The organism is Shewanella sp. SP1S1-7, from assembly GCF_031932105.1.
Taxonomy (GTDB): domain Bacteria; phylum Pseudomonadota; class Gammaproteobacteria; order Enterobacterales; family Shewanellaceae; genus Shewanella; species Shewanella baltica.
In genome coordinates, this window is sequence record NZ_JAUOEU010000005.1 from 79,021 (window position 1) to 93,091 (window position 14,071).

Genomic DNA, 14,071 nt, shown 5'->3' on the forward strand with positions numbered 1-14,071 from the left:
GCAGGCACTCTACCTGAGATAACAAAATAGATCAAATGCAAATCATTATCATTTGCGATCTTGTTTATATTGAGATATCTTAATTAGCGAAGATAAATGAGCAGAAGTGCTTTATTGGGAAAAAGAGGTTGCTGTGACACCGAAACGATATCTTGCCTTTGGCGTGTTAACTGTTGCCATCCAAACGGGTGTTATCGCCTCGCAGCCTGCTATCACTATGCTGCAAAGCGCCCAAGCATCGAGTGCAAATCAAGCATCGAACGCTCCCAGCGCGAATCGTGTCACCCTCAATTTTTCTGCTGCGACAAGCAACAACGCCAATGTCGAGCCCATAACGCAAACAGAATCCAAGCTAGCAAGCGTAAACAGCACTGCACGAAAAGTATCAACAGCAGACTCTGTCGATAAGACGGTTATCGAGGCTGTAGAAAAAGCCAAAGCGGATCAACGAATTGACAGCCAGTTAGCTAAGAAATCTTCTGTCGCAAAGCCTACGACTAAAAATCATCCAGATGCGGATCCTTTAGCAACGAACGCTTTAGTAAATAAGCACCCCAAACATGTTGAACAAAAAATAGAGCCAAAAACAACACAAGAACCAACGAATTTAATCGCTAACGCAGCCGAACTAGATGCAAAAGCGACTCAAAATGTAGACAGTGCAGCCGCTGACAATGCCCCATTTAACGACAGCCTCCAAACCAACATAGTGGAATTAGCCAAACCGCTGTTTGCTACAGCGCCACCGCAACCGACTTATCCGCGAATAGCACGTAAGAAAGGATTCGAAGGCACTGCAACCATAGAAGTGATGTTTAACGAACTTGGCGAGCAACTGGCACTGACGTTAGTAAAAAGCTCAGGCTTCAGCCTGCTAGATCAAGCAGCAATCGCTGCGGTTGAAAACTGGCAATTTGCGGCGCCGACGCCAAGGTTAGCGAGTCACTACAAGGTCAGAGTGCCTATTCGTTTCGCGCTTAACTAGCGGGCCTCAATCTTATCGCTGAAAAGCTAGCCATAGGAAAACAGGCAACAGGAAAGCCTGCGGAACAAAAGATAAAGCGCTAAATAGTGAGCCATAGTAAAGCTCACTTTTTGATTCACTCACTGACGTATAAAACTGATTTTTCAATCGATTGGAGAGGCTTAATGCCCATAACTGATTTTTCAACCCTACAGACTCAGCTTGGCGTGCTAACTTGGCCCTTGTTGTTATGTGCATTTTTGGCCTTGATGATCTGCCTTGAACGTAGCGCCTTGTTTTTGCATCAAACTCTGCTGTCAATCTGGCCGAAAAAACAGGCTTGGGTAATGTCATTGCGTCAATCAAGCTCGACGGCGACCACTGAAAACGTCAGCGCGCTGCTAGCGCAAACCAGCGCACAGCAAGATTTACTCGCCCGTGGCGCGACCTTGTTACTCAAACAAGTCCACCAGCCCAAAGTGCTAAGGGAAGAATTACTCAGTCTGTGGCTCAACAAACAGCAACGCGACTTGCAAGCCGGACTCAAGGTTTTACAAGTAATTGGCATTATCAGTCCATTACTCGGCCTACTTGGTACCGTACTAGGCCTCATCGACATGTTTGCTCAGCTTGGGCAATCACAAGGACCTGTTACCCCAGCTCAACTCAGCGCAGGACTCGGTCTTGCGATGAACACCACAGCTGCCGGACTTATTATCGCCGTGCCCGCCATTACCGCCGCCCATCTCTTTGGCATTTGGGCTCAAGGACAATGTCTGCGCGCAGGGCATGTACTCAATCAACTCAATCTGTGGTTAGCGGGTATCGAAGATATTTCAATCGATAGCAATCAATACCAAGCATTCAGCAAAGTCAGCAACAGCAGCACTGCGCAAAAGTCGGCATTCAACTCTCATTCCCAGATTGAGCCACAGACATGATAAGTGCAGATGCATCACCGCGCTCGCAGGCAGGCATTGCTTCGCCTGAGCAACTTCCGAGCCTAGATTTAACCGCGTTAATCGACATTATTTTTATCGTGTTGGTATTTCTACTGCTGACGGCAAACACCCAACTACTCAGCTTGCCGGTAGATGTGCCGCAAAGCCCAAGTTCGGCCATCACTGCAATCGACAATAAGCCAACGATTGCCATCAATATCATGGCGACAGCGCCTTATTGGGCAATCGATAGTGAGACATTTGATGATTTAGCGACTTTTACCGCCGCGTTTACCGCACATTTTAACACTATGCCGGAGGCGACCGTGATTATTGCCGCCGATAAGGCCGCGCCCGTGGAACCTTTGATGCAACTGCTCGCGCTGTTGCAGACGCTGTCAATCAGTCAGACCCAAATATTGATGGAGCATTAGTGCGTTGCCAAGCCCGCTATCTGCCCCCAAAAGCCAAATGAGCAAGCTAAATAATGAGCCAGAGACACAGCTAGTACAGCCTCTCTAGCTAAAGACCAAAACCAACACGAAAAGATGCAGGCAGTAAACCACGACTTTTAACTTACTGATCTTAATCTACTGAACTTAACATACTGATTTTTAAAGCTACCATTTTGAAAGTCAGATGTTAGAAACAGTAACTAAGCCTGTAGCGAACAAGTTTGTATTAGGAGTTCAACCATGTTGTTTCAAGCAACTAAAATGTCATTAAAAATAGATACTAGCGCCCTTGGCCATCCGCATAAGCCTAAGTGCGCATTTAATCCGTTAAGCCGATTTAAGCCATTAAGCAAAGTGGTATTTATCGCCTCAGCATTTGCAGCTTTGCTATCGTCCAGCGTCTTTAGTGCTGAATCTGAACATGAGATAAGACTCGTGAGTGCGGGCACGGGCGTCACTGAGCTCGTGCTCGCCCTCGATGCGGGTAATGAGCTGATCGCCATAGATTCCACCAGCTATGTACCTGAAGGTTTAGCCCATGTGGCTAAGCTTGGCTATCACAGAATGCTCTCTGCCGAAGGCATTATCGCCCTCTCGCCAACACTCGTTGTCGGCTCGGATGTCATGGGGCCTGAGACCACCCTCAATGTATTAAAACAAGCCCATATCCAAGTTGTGCAGTTACCCGCAACGAACGATGAGCCGCAGCTAATGAGCAATGTGGATACCTTAGGTCAATTACTCAATCGTCCTGATAACGCTGTTAAGTTAAAGCTGGACTTACATCAACAACTGCAAAGCTTGGCGGATAAAAAACAGCAAATAAGCGATGCTGGCGCTCAGCCAAAAATCCTCTTTATGCTGCTACAAGAAGGCCGTGGCGCACGGGTCGGCGGTAAAGGCACTGCCGCTGATACTATTATCGCGCTATCAGGCGCACAGAATATCGCCGAGTTTGATGGCTACAAAAGTATGTCTCAGGAAGGGATTTTGTCCTTGCAGCCCGACATTATCTTGCTGTCAAAGCGCAGCGATAAACCCGCCGAGCAAACCAACGCGCAAATTGCCCAAGAACTGATAAAAGAGATGCCGCTAATTGCCCATACCCCCGCGGGTAAAAACGGCCATATTCAAACGCTGCCGCCACAAGCGCTTCTCGGCGGCTTAGGCATCAGTGCGATTAGCGCCGCCGATACGCTCGCCAGTACATTGCTCAAGCAAAACCAGTAACCTGCATAGTAAAGAATACCGTCAATCATCAGGTGCGCTCATATTGATTATATGAGTCACTTATTTGAATGGCTTGTATGAGCCACTAATCGGACTCGCAGACTTGCACTACTGACTCACACACCAGATTAGTCACCTGATAAAAATAGAAAGGATAGTTGAGATGTTCCTCAATCGCTGGCTCTGGCCCGGTTTAGTCACACTGTTAGCCCTAAGCTGCTTACTCTCGGTCAGCACAGGGCCTGTCAGTATCAGCCTAGTGGATGCCCTAAGCGCAGTGCTTAATTGGGCGACCCAGCAAAACATCGGCAATATTGCGCCCCACGAACAACTGGTGGTCAACACTGTTCGCCTGCCGCGAACATTATTGGCACTGGCGGTGGGCGCCACGCTCGCTCAATGCGGCGCAGTGATGCAGGGACTGTTTCGTAATCCCTTGGCCGATCCCGGTATTATCGGGGTGTCATCTGGCGCAGCTCTTGGCGCGGCCATCTGTATCGTGCTGTTACCCAATGTAAATCCATTCATGATCCCCATCAGTGCCTTTGTATCGGGTTTAATCACCACCCTTGTTGTCTATCGCCTCGCCAGTAGCCCAACCGGAACATCGGTCGTGTTGTTACTGCTATCAGGGGTTGCTATTGCGGCACTGGCAGGCGCAGGAATTGGCATGCTCACGTATCTTGCCAACGACATGGCGCTGCGTGACTTAACCTTGTGGCAGATGGGCTCGATAGCAGGTGCGCAGTGGATGTATGTCAGCCTGTGTCTCGTGACTTTAGCATTACTAAGCTGGCGATTTCGCCAAGATGCGGCGGCGCTCAATGCCTTGCTACTTGGTGAATCCGAAGCGCGTCACTTAGGGATAGATGTCGATAAGCTTAAGCTGAGACTCATTTTACTTTGCGCTTTAGGCGTTGGCGTAAGTGTCGCGGCGACAGGCATTATTGGCTTCATCGGCCTAGTGGTGCCGCATTTAGTGCGGATGATGTTAGGGCCAGATCATCGCCAACTGCTGCCCATCAGCGCCCTTTTAGGTGCAGCCCTATTAGCCTTAGCCGATATCGGCGCTCGCGCCTTCTTGCCACCAGCAGAGTTACCGGTTGGGTTAGTGACCGCGCTCATCGGTGCGCCATTCTTCATCTTCTTACTACTGCAACAACGCAGTAAGCTCATCTAAGCGAGGCGTTATGACTGCCACTTCCTATGCCGAATCAGGATCAGAGTCAAATTTAGATTCTGAATTAGCATCAAGAGCACATCTAACTCATTCAGCTAATGCACAGTTTGAGCGCACTGAGCTCTGCATTAGTCAGCTCGATGTCAGCATTGGGCAGAAAACGGTGCTCAGCGATATTAATGTGCAATTTAAACCCGGTGCAGTAACCGCCCTACTCGGCCCCAATGGCGCGGGGAAATCGACGCTACTCAAAGCCCTTTGCCAAGAAATCAGCACACCAAGGCAAAGTATCCGCCTAGGCCATAGCCAACTGGCGGATTGGCCGAGGCGCGAGCTGGCAAAATCCTTAGCCGTACTGCCACAGCACGCCAGTCTGACGTTCCCCTTTACTGTGTCCGAAGTGGTGGCTATGGGTTTATATCCCTTAACCATCAGTAACAAAGAGGGTGAAGCGTTAGTTGCCGAGCAGCTAGCGCAAGTGGGCTTAACCCATCTCGCCAAGCGCAGTTATCCAACGCTATCAGGCGGCGAAAAACAGCGAGTCCAGCTCGCCCGCGTCTTAACTCAACTCAGTCAATCGCCGTTCCCACCCATACTATTATTGGATGAACCAACATCGGCATTAGATCTCGCTCAGCAACACAGAGTGCTTGAGTTAGCCCAAAACTTAGCTCATCAGCACGCGTACACTGTGATAGTGGTACTGCACGACCTTAACCAAGCCGCTCGCTATAGCGATCAATTAATCGTATTAAAACAAGGGCGAATAGTGAGCGAAGGCACGCCAGCAAAAGCCTTGTCGGTCGATACCATTCGTGATGTATGGGACTATGAACCAGTATACGTTGCTGCACCAGAAGGCGGGCATCCACTGATTTTTTAATGAAATGAAGATATTGGCTGTAAGTTTTAATGTCTAATGCGGGTATAATCTGGCAATAACACTTTGGGCTCGCTTTTGACTAACGAATGAGCGAGCAGCTTCGCGGGCATATTGGCTCTTATATTAACGAGCCTATTTTAGCCGCAAGTGCGTTAACTCAAGCCGCATTAACTCAAACGGCAACAATTTAGGCAACTTCCAGATGAAACCCACTATCTCGACAGAAACTCAGCAAGAAGCACTGGCCGCAGCCAAAGCCACTCAAAAGCCAGGACAAACTAAAGAGCAAACTAAGCTCATTGCCCAAGGGATTGAAAAAGGCATCGCCGAGTATAAAAAACTGCTTAAAGCTAAAGCCCGTGAGCGGGATAAAGCCCGTAAACAACAGTTGAAAGCAAAAGCTCGCACAGTGAATGACATAGATAATCTAGACGATGCTGACGAAATCATCGACTCCCAGAGTCAGTTCACCCGAGCCACTTGGGTTGCTATCGCCCTACTCGTGCTAAGTTGGGCAGGATTTGCCGCCTATTATGTTATGACGTGATTGCCGAACTCAGAACTTACCGCTTCATGCTGCCGTTTCGCCACTCTCAGCAACACCAATCAGATCGGCGATTTCAGTGAGATGGGTATCAACCCATGCACTACTGATTGGGCCCCATGTCACTATGCGGTAATAACCTGCATTGTTACGACTGCCTTCCTGGACAAACTCGACTCGAATACCTATATCCTCAAATGCGGTGATGGCATCCTGTAAGGTGCGGCGCGGCATTCCAGTTAACTTATTGAGTGATAATAGATTATGGCGGTCATCATCCATCAGATGCGCTAAATAAAGCTTACGCAAAAACGCCTTATGCTGCTTCGTAACTTGTTGCGATACCGGCATTGAAGATGACATAGAAAGACCTGCCTAGAGACTGAAGTAATTATCATCAAAACTACTTTATATTCAGGCAATAAGGCAATAGCCAGCACTAAATACTTACGAAAGATGATCAGTTTTTCTGCTAACCTATCTCTCCTAAATCAAGCAAAACAACTTGTCATTATCCCCCAACAACTGTTATTTCTAACAGCACTCATCACCTATGAAGGGACGCTAAAATGAGCCAGACAATCACAGCCGAACAAGTACTGACATTTTGGTTTGAAGAAATTGAGCCAAAGCTTTGGTGGATTAAAGATGTTGAATTTGATGCACTAATCAACCAACGCTTCGGGGATGTATTAGTCCAAGCTAAGCGTGGAGAGCTTTCCCATTGGCGAGTCACGCCCCAAGGCCGATTAGCGGAGATCATAGTGCTCGACCAATTCTCCCGTAATATTTACCGAGATACGCCTGCCGCTTTCGAAGCCGATGCCATCGCTTTAGTGCTCGCTCAAGAAGCTGTTGCCCAACAGGTTGATTTAGCAATCAAACCTAAACAAGTCCCCTTTCTCTTTATGCCCTATATGCACAGCGAGTCGGCAATGATCCATCAAGTTGCAGTTAAACTGTTTAATCGTGAAGCGGCGGTAGCCAACTTAACATTTGAACTGCAACATAAGGCAATTATCGACAGATTTGGCCGCTATCCACATAGGAACGCCATCTTAGGCAGAGAATCGACAGCAGAGGAAATCGCCTTTCTGCGCGAACCTGGCTCATCTTTTTAATTCGCCCATTGTTTAGCGTATTTGAATAAATAAAACCGTGCTGAGTTCACAGACACACTACACTTACTCAATAGAGTCATGGAAAGACTGGCGAGTAACAAACACAGCTGTACGTGTGTACCGCGGAGGTATTGGTAACTTATGACGCAAAATCTAAATAAGCCAAATAGCTCAGTGGCTCGTTGTAACCGCTTTAAATTGATGGGGTTTCTCACCTTATGCGGCGCTCAGCTTTGCCAAGCGGCAGAAATTACGATAGGTGTCAGCCTGTCTATTCCACCTTATGTTATCCAAGAAACCAATAGCGGAATCGAACTCGAATTACTAAACCAAGCCCTCGCTGTTAAAGGCCATACCGCTTCTATCCAATACTTACCACTGGCGCGTACATTCCATGAACTCAGGGAAGGTAAACTCGATGGTATCATCAACATTAAAGATGGCATGCTCGACAACGTCTTTTACTCCAATGTTGCGATAACCTACCAAAACTGCGCTATTAGCCTAGAAGATAATAATTTTACTATCAACAACATAGACGACTTAAATAACAAGCAAGTCGTTTCCTTTCAGCGTGCATCATCGTTATTGGGGGAAGAATTTGCCAAAATGGCTAAGGCTAATAGCGGCTACCAAGAACAAGCAAGGCAAGTGCAGCAGGTTTATATGCTGATGAAACACAGGGCCGATGTCGTAGTGATGGATAAAAACATCTTCAAATATTACTTAAAGCAGGCTTACCTTGAGGGAAAACTCACTGAGAAAGATTTAAAACAACAGGCCATTTGCCACAAAATATTTCCACCAACAGAATACAAGTTTGCCTTTCTCAGTGAACAAATTCGGGATGATTTTAATGTGGGACTCAAACAAATTACCCAAGATGGTAGCTTAGTGGCCTTGCAGGAAAAGTATCGACGCCTGATGTCCTTCGAGACTGAAGCTGAGGCGTCGACCAAATTAAAAGAACCTAAAATCATTAAAAACGATTCTTACTAAGTCTTATCTAAGCGCTTTATTTCACCACCAGCACAGGGCACTTAGCATACTTAACAATATCTTGTGTGACATGTGGCTTTAAAAAATCCGCTAAGCCGCTGCTACCATGACTAGCAATCACCACCATACCTACATCGACGGCTTCCGCTAAAATCTCGTCAATCGCATCACCATGACGCACCACGAGCTTGATATTGAGCCCCTCGGTGAGGCCTTGTTGCATTTCCTGCTGTATGCTTTGCATTTTTGCATCGACAAAAGCTTGCAGCTCATTTTCCAATGTGGCGGGAATATCAACCGCAATACCATAGCAATGGGCGCCACGGGCAGGACTTGTCACATGCAACAATCGAATATCAACATGATAAAGATTAGCCATTTCAACCGCATATTTGAGCGCATGGGCTGCGGTGGATGAAAAATCCGTAGGGCATAACACTTCTTGAGTACGCATAAGCTTATCCATCATTTGAGTTTTAATCAGGCTATCTATTAAAGCCAAAATACCACTAATTTATAGTAGTTAGCTATGCTTCTTGCGTACCCATTTCAATTAAATATTCTTTATCAATCAAAAAGAAAGGACGCAATAAGCGTCCTTCGGGTTTATTGAGTCAAGCTACTAACTCAGTTATTTCACCACCAGCACAGGACAAGCCGCACCGTTAGCGACCGCTTCTGCGACATTAGTATGTAAAAAATGCGAAATCCCAGTTCGGCCATGGCTCGCTATCACCACCATGCCAATATCTTTACTGTTGGCCTCTTCTAAAATTTGATACACAGGATCGCCACGGCGGATCAAGGTCGTGACAGGAAGCTCAGTGTTTAACCCGGCTAACAGCGCCTGCATCTTAATTGCGGCCGCGTCCTCCATGCTCTTAGCCAACTCTTCTGGAGTGATCGATAGAATCATAAAGTTTTCATCACCGATCGGCTGTTCAACTACATGTAAAATTTTGAGTCCTACATGGTATAGATTAGCCATTTCAATGGCATAACTCAGTGCATGGGCCGCAGTTTCCGAAAAATCTGTGGGCCAGAGTATTTGACCGGAACGCATAATCTGTACTCCTTCTATGATGCTAATGGATTACTGAGTAACTAGTCTTTTAACCAAGCAACGGCGTCGCCATTATCAACAAAAAATCTGACCTCAGCAGGCGTAAACCAGTTTGCCAATTTAGCCAACACTTCCTGCAGAGTCGTTTTGCCGACTATGGCTATTTTCTCGAAATGACGAATATGCTTCACCCCAAGTTTCAGATCATCCCAAGCAGCCTGTAATTCCAAGCCATCTAACTCGGTCACATCCACTAAGGCGAAGATATCAGGATCTTTTACGCCCGCCAGTGCCGACTCCAACACTGGCACCATCATTTCGTAGTCTTGATGAGTTAAAGTACCGATGGCCTTAAAGGCAACAAAAAAATCATCATCACCATAGCGTTCAATACCAATCGTAATTCCGTGCTTTAACAATGCCATACATACTCCTTATGTAACAACCCTTGAATTAGTGTAAAAGCTAACGCCTCAATAAGCCGTGATCTTGCTCAAAAATACATCAGATAACTTGCACCATCTCACTAAGCAAGTTAGGATGAACCGACTAATCAGTCGGTTCCAGTTTAATAAAAGACTCAATCGAGACGATTAGTTAAATAAAGTACCGAATAAGACTCAGCCTACCATTTCCCTTGGAGCGACCACTATGAATATGGCCACCGAACAGCTTAATGCCTCGCCACTGACTCAATTGCTCCAACGCCAACGCAGCAGTTATTTAGCGGCGCCGAATCCAAACTACGCTACGCGAGTGGAGCAATTAACTCGACTTAAAGCGGCCATACTGCAATTTAAAACGCCTTTAGTCGAAGCCTTAAGCCAAGACTATGGCCATAGATCGATTGATGACAGCCTGATATCAGACATTATGCCAGTCATCAACAACATCAATTACAGTTTGAAAAATCTAAAAAAATGGCTCAAACCCAGCGCTCGCCATGCGGGGCTCTTGCTCGCACCCGCCAAAGTCACTGTGCATTATCAGCCTGTGGGGGTTATCGGCATCATAGTGCCGTGGAACTTCCCCGTCATGCTATCAATTGGCCCGCTAGTGACCGCCATCGCGGCGGGTAATCACGCCATGCTAAAATTGTCTGAATTTACCCCAGCGACCAACCAAGTGATTAAACAACTACTGGCACACGTCTTCGATGAGTCCCACGTGGCAGTTGTAGAAGGTGAAGCCGATGTCGCCGCAGCGTTTTCAGCCCTACCCTTTGATCATTTACTCTTTACCGGCTCCACCACAGTTGGCCGCCATGTGATGCGCGCCGCAGCCAATAATCTCACCCCAGTGACACTCGAATTGGGCGGTAAATCGCCAGTCATTATCGCCTCCGATATGCCGCTTGAGATAGCAGTAGAACGAATGATTTACGGTAAGTGTTTGAATGCCGGACAAATCTGCGTCGCACCGGATTATGTTCTATGTCCAAAATCAAAAGTGGATGAATTTATTGCCGCCTACCGAACTAAATTTAATGCCATGTACGGCGCGATAAACCACAACAAAGACTATGGCAGCATCATTAATACCCGTCAGTTTGACCGCTTGATGACAGTGCTCGACGACGCGAAAGCTAAGGGTGCCCATGTTATTTCGGCGACAGACGAAGCTATCGATAGTCAACATCGTAAACTCGCCACTCAGCTAATCACTCACACCAGTGAAGATATGCTATTGATGCAAGAGGAAATTTTTGGCCCATTGTTACCGATTATTAGCTACGACACCTTAGATGAAGCGATTCAGTACATCAACCACAGAGCAAGACCGCTAGCGCTGTATGTGATGAGTTTCGATGAGCCAACTCAGCAAAAGATCCTCCAGCAGACCCATTCTGGCGGTGTGTGCATTAACGAAACCGTGTTTCATGTCGCCGCCGACGATGCGCCCTTTGGCGGAATCGGCCCGTCGGGAATGGGGCATTACCATGGCAAGGAAGGTTTTTTAACCTTCAGCCACGCTAAAACTGTGCTTAGCCGAGGCCGATTCAACACAGGCAAATTTGTGCACCCGCCCTACGGCACTGTTATCCAGCGCATCTTAATGAAGCTATTTTTGCGCTAGTCATTGGGGGATAAATCTTGAATCAGCCATCAACAACACAAGCCATTAAAACCATGACAGATAAACGCCAAGCCATTCTCGACACTGCCTTAGCGCTCTTTGTCAGCCAAGGATTTCATGGCACGTCCACCGCCTCGATAGCTAAGCAAGCAGGTGTAGCAACAGGCACCTTGTTCCATCATTTCCCTTCTAAGGAAGCCTTGATGGAATCTTTATTTCTTACCATAAAACAAGAGTTTGCCGATGCCTTGCTGTTGAACACTCATAATGGCAGCGATCTAAAGCTCAATGCCCTACAACTATGGCAAAGTGCGATTGATTGGTCGCTGGATAACCCTGTCAAACAGCTGTTTTTTCAGCAATATTCAATGTCGCCCATGATTGCCACTAAGGTGCGCGATCAGGCGATGAACAGCATCTTAGGCTTTATTAGCGAGCTGATTAAGCAAGGACAAATAGAGGGATTAATCGCCCACTATCCGCTGGAGCTGATGCTAGAAAACTGCCATGGCCAATATCTGGCGGCAACCCGATTCTTTATCGATAACCCGCACTTAGGTACGAATACAAGGTATCGCGATGCCAGTTTTGAACTGTTTTGGAAGGCCATGCAAGCGAACTAACACCACACAGCCCACAACACTGCCAACGTCCAACCACAGCAGAATTTAATCCAATACAAAACCGAGTCAGTTTAACTGGCTCGGTTTTCTTTTACGTATTCACACATATAGTGACTAAGAGTTAAAGCAGAGGCCTGCTTTCAGCGATATCTAACTCCGACGTCTAGCGCCTAACTCTGACTCAATTCCTGCGCTTTCTCTACTGGCTGGGTGACTTGAGTTGGACTCCAGTAGCCTTGCTTAATGCCCTTATCAATCAGCTCAGCGACCGCTAATTCAATGGCTTGCAACACGCAAAACTGTACTGGCTCGTTAGTGGTAAAACCGATTTCTGCCTCAGCGAGGCGATTTAAACTGGTGTAACGGAACAAGCCAGCGCGCATTTCTTGGGATAAAACACGTTTGCTGGTCGAAACCGACATCATCACTTTACCTGTGTGCACATCGACGGCGCGCAAATAAATGGTCACCTGATCTTCACGATACATTTCCGAAGCGCCAATGCCGTAGTATTCGACACCGCTACCGCCTGTGCTGGTGTTAGTCTCATAGCTAATGACGCCACCTTCGAGTAACAATCTGGCGGTGGATAATACGGGCACTTCATCGCCCTTAGTACCGCTCTGTTTATTACTAATTTTGCGCTCGGTCAGCAGGTTTTGTAGCCCTTCACGTTCCACTGGGGTAAACCATTTAGAATCGAGCAAGGTCTGCATCAACATAGAGGTTGCGCCCTGAGTCACGGCGGTCGAAAACGAACTCACGTTCGCCTGTGGTTTATATTGGCCAGTTTGATCGCGAAAGGAATACACAGCAACTGGAATGGGAAACTTAGGTCCTGGTTGAGTTTGCAGCCCACGCATCACTTCACTCAAGGGGTTAACCTCGGCAGGCGTGATATTCAAATCGGGTTTGGGGATCAAGCTACAGGCCGACATGCTTAACAGTAATAAACTCACTAACACTAGACGGGCCATTAGTTGCCACCTCCAAACGCTGACATTTCAATGATTGTCACTTCATTCGTGGCAATATTAGTGATAGTCAGTATAACTTTATCTCCTATAGAGTTAATTTCTATACGAAAATCGCCAGTATTATAATCACCATCGGTGATTTCACCATCAGCAATCCCTCGGGTAATAGAATTGATAAGATTGCGCTCTAGGGATTCTTTAAAGCGAGTAATAAAGTCCTTCTCGGATGAGTTGGACTTATTATCATTCTGCGCCTGGGCTTTATTTAATAAGAAAGCCCCATTTTGTGGATTGCCGCCAAAGCTGGGGTTCACTGGCGTATAGATCAATTCAGTGGCTTGGCCACTGCTTGCCACACATAGCGTGACAAGGGCAAGTAACGTCCTGTATGTCATTATTAATATCCTAAAAATCGTCCGATGTTCCTGAAAAATCACCTGTTATTGCATTGGCTCTGACTTGCGCTAAATAATCAATCGTGATCAAAATCGCCTGCTCTGCACTCTCTTTAACCGGATTTGCACGACGACCAAAATGGGTGGTGTAAATCCGTGTTCCGTTGACTTCTAAGCTTAAAACCGTCCCCGCCTGCGGAAACACTGTCTCATACAAGGTCACGTTAAAGCCTTGAGTAAAGGGCAGCTCGCGCCAATAGCTTGAGTAGTAGAAGCCAAAATCCTTACCAAACCGAGTCAAGGTTCTATCTATCACTAAGCCACTAATTTCAATGTCGTTGTCGGCAAGAGTGATAGGGGAAGCCAGCAGCAGGAATGGACATAAAACGTAAGTAAGCAGACGCTGTTTTAACTGTTTCACTTATCCCTCCTTTACCTTTTAATCGAACCTTAAAACCGCCGCTAACCTCCGTTTTAACAACGGGAGTTTTAGCGTCAATTTTCGATAAAGCAGGTTAACAGGGTTAAAGATCTCCCGTCATTATGCGAGGGGGCAAATTAGCCCGAAGAGCTAAGGTAAAATGGCAAAAATAGCCCATTTGGCTAATACGCTAAGAGGC

18 protein-coding genes are annotated in these 14,071 nt (G+C 46.9%); 11 read left to right on the forward strand and 7 right to left on the reverse strand.

The features are described from left to right. Positions 1–133 precede the first annotated feature (133 nt). From Q4Q49_RS06030 to Q4Q49_RS06060, 7 genes are all read left to right on the forward strand, one after another. Positions 134–985: a TonB family protein gene (locus Q4Q49_RS06030; protein WP_311998881.1), complete on the forward strand. Its 852-nt coding sequence runs from the start codon at positions 134–136 to the stop codon at positions 983–985. Between the two features lie 164 nt (positions 986–1,149). Next, the gene (locus Q4Q49_RS06035; RefSeq protein ID WP_311998882.1) at positions 1,150–1,905 is read left to right on the forward strand and encodes a MotA/TolQ/ExbB proton channel family protein; all 756 of its coding nucleotides are present in this window, start codon (positions 1,150–1,152) and stop codon (positions 1,903–1,905) included. Further along, a complete protein-coding gene (locus Q4Q49_RS06040; protein WP_311998883.1) occupies positions 1,902–2,339 on the forward strand; it encodes a biopolymer transporter ExbD in 438 nt (145 codons plus the stop codon). The genes Q4Q49_RS06035 and Q4Q49_RS06040 overlap by 4 nt, the downstream gene beginning before the upstream one ends. A 261-nt stretch (positions 2,340–2,600) precedes the next feature. Next, complete coding sequence (locus Q4Q49_RS06045; RefSeq protein ID WP_311998884.1) at positions 2,601–3,590, forward strand: hemin ABC transporter substrate-binding protein; 990 nt, start codon at positions 2,601–2,603, stop codon at positions 3,588–3,590. Positions 3,591–3,753: 163 nt separating this feature from the next. After that, positions 3,754–4,770 carry an iron ABC transporter permease gene (locus Q4Q49_RS06050; protein ID WP_311998885.1) on the forward strand — a complete coding sequence of 339 codons (1,017 nt, stop codon included), beginning with the start codon at positions 3,754–3,756 and terminating at the stop codon, positions 4,768–4,770. Positions 4,771–4,780: 10 nt separating this feature from the next. Continuing rightward, positions 4,781–5,653: a heme ABC transporter ATP-binding protein gene (locus Q4Q49_RS06055; RefSeq protein ID WP_311998886.1), complete on the forward strand. Its 873-nt coding sequence runs from the start codon at positions 4,781–4,783 to the stop codon at positions 5,651–5,653. 202 nt (positions 5,654–5,855) lie between these two features. Then, positions 5,856–6,200, forward strand: coding sequence for a DUF2956 domain-containing protein (locus tag Q4Q49_RS06060; RefSeq protein ID WP_106649661.1), 345 nt, complete (start codon positions 5,856–5,858; stop codon positions 6,198–6,200). Between the two features lie 24 nt (positions 6,201–6,224). Here Q4Q49_RS06060 and Q4Q49_RS06065 read toward each other — a convergent pair whose 3' ends face one another. After that, positions 6,225–6,560 (reverse strand): winged helix-turn-helix domain-containing protein, encoded by a 336-nt coding sequence (locus tag Q4Q49_RS06065; protein ID WP_311998887.1) that lies wholly within the window; start codon positions 6,558–6,560, stop codon positions 6,225–6,227. 206 nt (positions 6,561–6,766) lie between these two features. Here Q4Q49_RS06065 and Q4Q49_RS06070 point away from each other — a divergent pair, with 206 nt between their 5' ends. Then, positions 6,767–7,318 carry a DUF924 family protein gene (locus Q4Q49_RS06070; RefSeq protein ID WP_311998888.1) on the forward strand — a complete coding sequence of 184 codons (552 nt, stop codon included), beginning with the start codon at positions 6,767–6,769 and terminating at the stop codon, positions 7,316–7,318. 141 nt (positions 7,319–7,459) lie between these two features. Next, a complete protein-coding gene (locus Q4Q49_RS06075; RefSeq protein ID WP_311998889.1) occupies positions 7,460–8,317 on the forward strand; it encodes a transporter substrate-binding domain-containing protein in 858 nt (285 codons plus the stop codon). A gap of 16 nt (positions 8,318–8,333) precedes the next feature. Here Q4Q49_RS06075 and Q4Q49_RS06080 read toward each other — a convergent pair whose 3' ends face one another. The 3 genes from Q4Q49_RS06080 to Q4Q49_RS06090 form a co-directional block, all read right to left on the reverse strand. Continuing rightward, positions 8,334–8,771 (reverse strand): universal stress protein, encoded by a 438-nt coding sequence (locus tag Q4Q49_RS06080; protein ID WP_106649657.1) that lies wholly within the window; start codon positions 8,769–8,771, stop codon positions 8,334–8,336. 177 nt (positions 8,772–8,948) lie between these two features. Continuing rightward, a complete protein-coding gene (locus tag Q4Q49_RS06085; RefSeq protein WP_063883743.1) occupies positions 8,949–9,380 on the reverse strand; it encodes a universal stress protein in 432 nt (143 codons plus the stop codon). Between the two features lie 41 nt (positions 9,381–9,421). Next, complete coding sequence (locus Q4Q49_RS06090; protein WP_063883744.1) at positions 9,422–9,805, reverse strand: STAS/SEC14 domain-containing protein; 384 nt, start codon at positions 9,803–9,805, stop codon at positions 9,422–9,424. Between the two features lie 226 nt (positions 9,806–10,031). Between Q4Q49_RS06090 and Q4Q49_RS06095 the strand changes: the two genes are divergently transcribed. Beyond that, a complete protein-coding gene (locus Q4Q49_RS06095) occupies positions 10,032–11,456 on the forward strand; it encodes a coniferyl aldehyde dehydrogenase (protein WP_311998890.1) in 1,425 nt (474 codons plus the stop codon). Positions 11,457–11,473: 17 nt separating this feature from the next. Continuing rightward, positions 11,474–12,079 carry a TetR/AcrR family transcriptional regulator gene (locus Q4Q49_RS06100; protein ID WP_311998891.1) on the forward strand — a complete coding sequence of 202 codons (606 nt, stop codon included), beginning with the start codon at positions 11,474–11,476 and terminating at the stop codon, positions 12,077–12,079. Positions 12,080–12,249: 170 nt separating this feature from the next. Here the strand turns inward: Q4Q49_RS06100 and Q4Q49_RS06105 are convergent, their stop codons facing one another. The 3 genes from Q4Q49_RS06105 to Q4Q49_RS06115 are packed head-to-tail and all read right to left on the reverse strand — an operon-like array spanning position 12,250 to position 13,872. After that, the gene (locus Q4Q49_RS06105; RefSeq protein WP_106649656.1) at positions 12,250–13,056 is read right to left on the reverse strand and encodes a CsgG/HfaB family protein; all 807 of its coding nucleotides are present in this window, start codon (positions 13,054–13,056) and stop codon (positions 12,250–12,252) included. Next, the gene (locus tag Q4Q49_RS06110; RefSeq protein ID WP_105251643.1) at positions 13,056–13,451 is read right to left on the reverse strand and encodes a curli assembly protein CsgF; all 396 of its coding nucleotides are present in this window, start codon (positions 13,449–13,451) and stop codon (positions 13,056–13,058) included. Before Q4Q49_RS06110 ends, Q4Q49_RS06105 begins: the two co-directional genes overlap by 1 nt. Positions 13,452–13,461: 10 nt before the next feature. Beyond that, positions 13,462–13,872 (reverse strand): curli production assembly/transport protein CsgE, encoded by a 411-nt coding sequence (locus Q4Q49_RS06115; RefSeq protein ID WP_012088448.1) that lies wholly within the window; start codon positions 13,870–13,872, stop codon positions 13,462–13,464. Positions 13,873–14,071 lie beyond the last annotated feature (199 nt).

What these genes read in the sequence shown, in the direction of transcription:
- Q4Q49_RS06065 (WP_311998887.1), bottom strand. Translation starts at nt 6,560, where the DNA reads ATGTCATCTTCAATGCCGGTATCGCAACAAGTTACGAAGCAGCATAAG.
- Q4Q49_RS06040 (WP_311998883.1), top strand. Translation starts at nt 1,902, where the DNA reads ATGATAAGTGCAGATGCATCACCGCGCTCGCAGGCAGGCATTGCTTCG.
- Q4Q49_RS06095 (WP_311998890.1), top strand. Translation starts at nt 10,032, where the DNA reads ATGAATATGGCCACCGAACAGCTTAATGCCTCGCCACTGACTCAATTG.
- Q4Q49_RS06055 (WP_311998886.1), top strand. Translation starts at nt 4,781, where the DNA reads ATGACTGCCACTTCCTATGCCGAATCAGGATCAGAGTCAAATTTAGAT.
- Q4Q49_RS06085 (WP_063883743.1), bottom strand. Translation starts at nt 9,380, where the DNA reads ATGCGTTCCGGTCAAATACTCTGGCCCACAGATTTTTCGGAAACTGCG.
- Q4Q49_RS06035 (WP_311998882.1), top strand. Translation starts at nt 1,150, where the DNA reads ATGCCCATAACTGATTTTTCAACCCTACAGACTCAGCTTGGCGTGCTA.
- Q4Q49_RS06080 (WP_106649657.1), bottom strand. Translation starts at nt 8,771, where the DNA reads ATGCGTACTCAAGAAGTGTTATGCCCTACGGATTTTTCATCCACCGCA.
- Q4Q49_RS06060 (WP_106649661.1), top strand. Translation starts at nt 5,856, where the DNA reads ATGAAACCCACTATCTCGACAGAAACTCAGCAAGAAGCACTGGCCGCA.
- Q4Q49_RS06090 (WP_063883744.1), bottom strand. Translation starts at nt 9,805, where the DNA reads ATGGCATTGTTAAAGCACGGAATTACGATTGGTATTGAACGCTATGGT.
- Q4Q49_RS06045 (WP_311998884.1), top strand. Translation starts at nt 2,601, where the DNA reads ATGTTGTTTCAAGCAACTAAAATGTCATTAAAAATAGATACTAGCGCC.
- Q4Q49_RS06050 (WP_311998885.1), top strand. Translation starts at nt 3,754, where the DNA reads ATGTTCCTCAATCGCTGGCTCTGGCCCGGTTTAGTCACACTGTTAGCC.
- Q4Q49_RS06110 (WP_105251643.1), bottom strand. Translation starts at nt 13,451, where the DNA reads ATGACATACAGGACGTTACTTGCCCTTGTCACGCTATGTGTGGCAAGC.
- Q4Q49_RS06070 (WP_311998888.1), top strand. Translation starts at nt 6,767, where the DNA reads ATGAGCCAGACAATCACAGCCGAACAAGTACTGACATTTTGGTTTGAA.
- Q4Q49_RS06075 (WP_311998889.1), top strand. Translation starts at nt 7,460, where the DNA reads ATGACGCAAAATCTAAATAAGCCAAATAGCTCAGTGGCTCGTTGTAAC.
- Q4Q49_RS06105 (WP_106649656.1), bottom strand. Translation starts at nt 13,056, where the DNA reads ATGGCCCGTCTAGTGTTAGTGAGTTTATTACTGTTAAGCATGTCGGCC.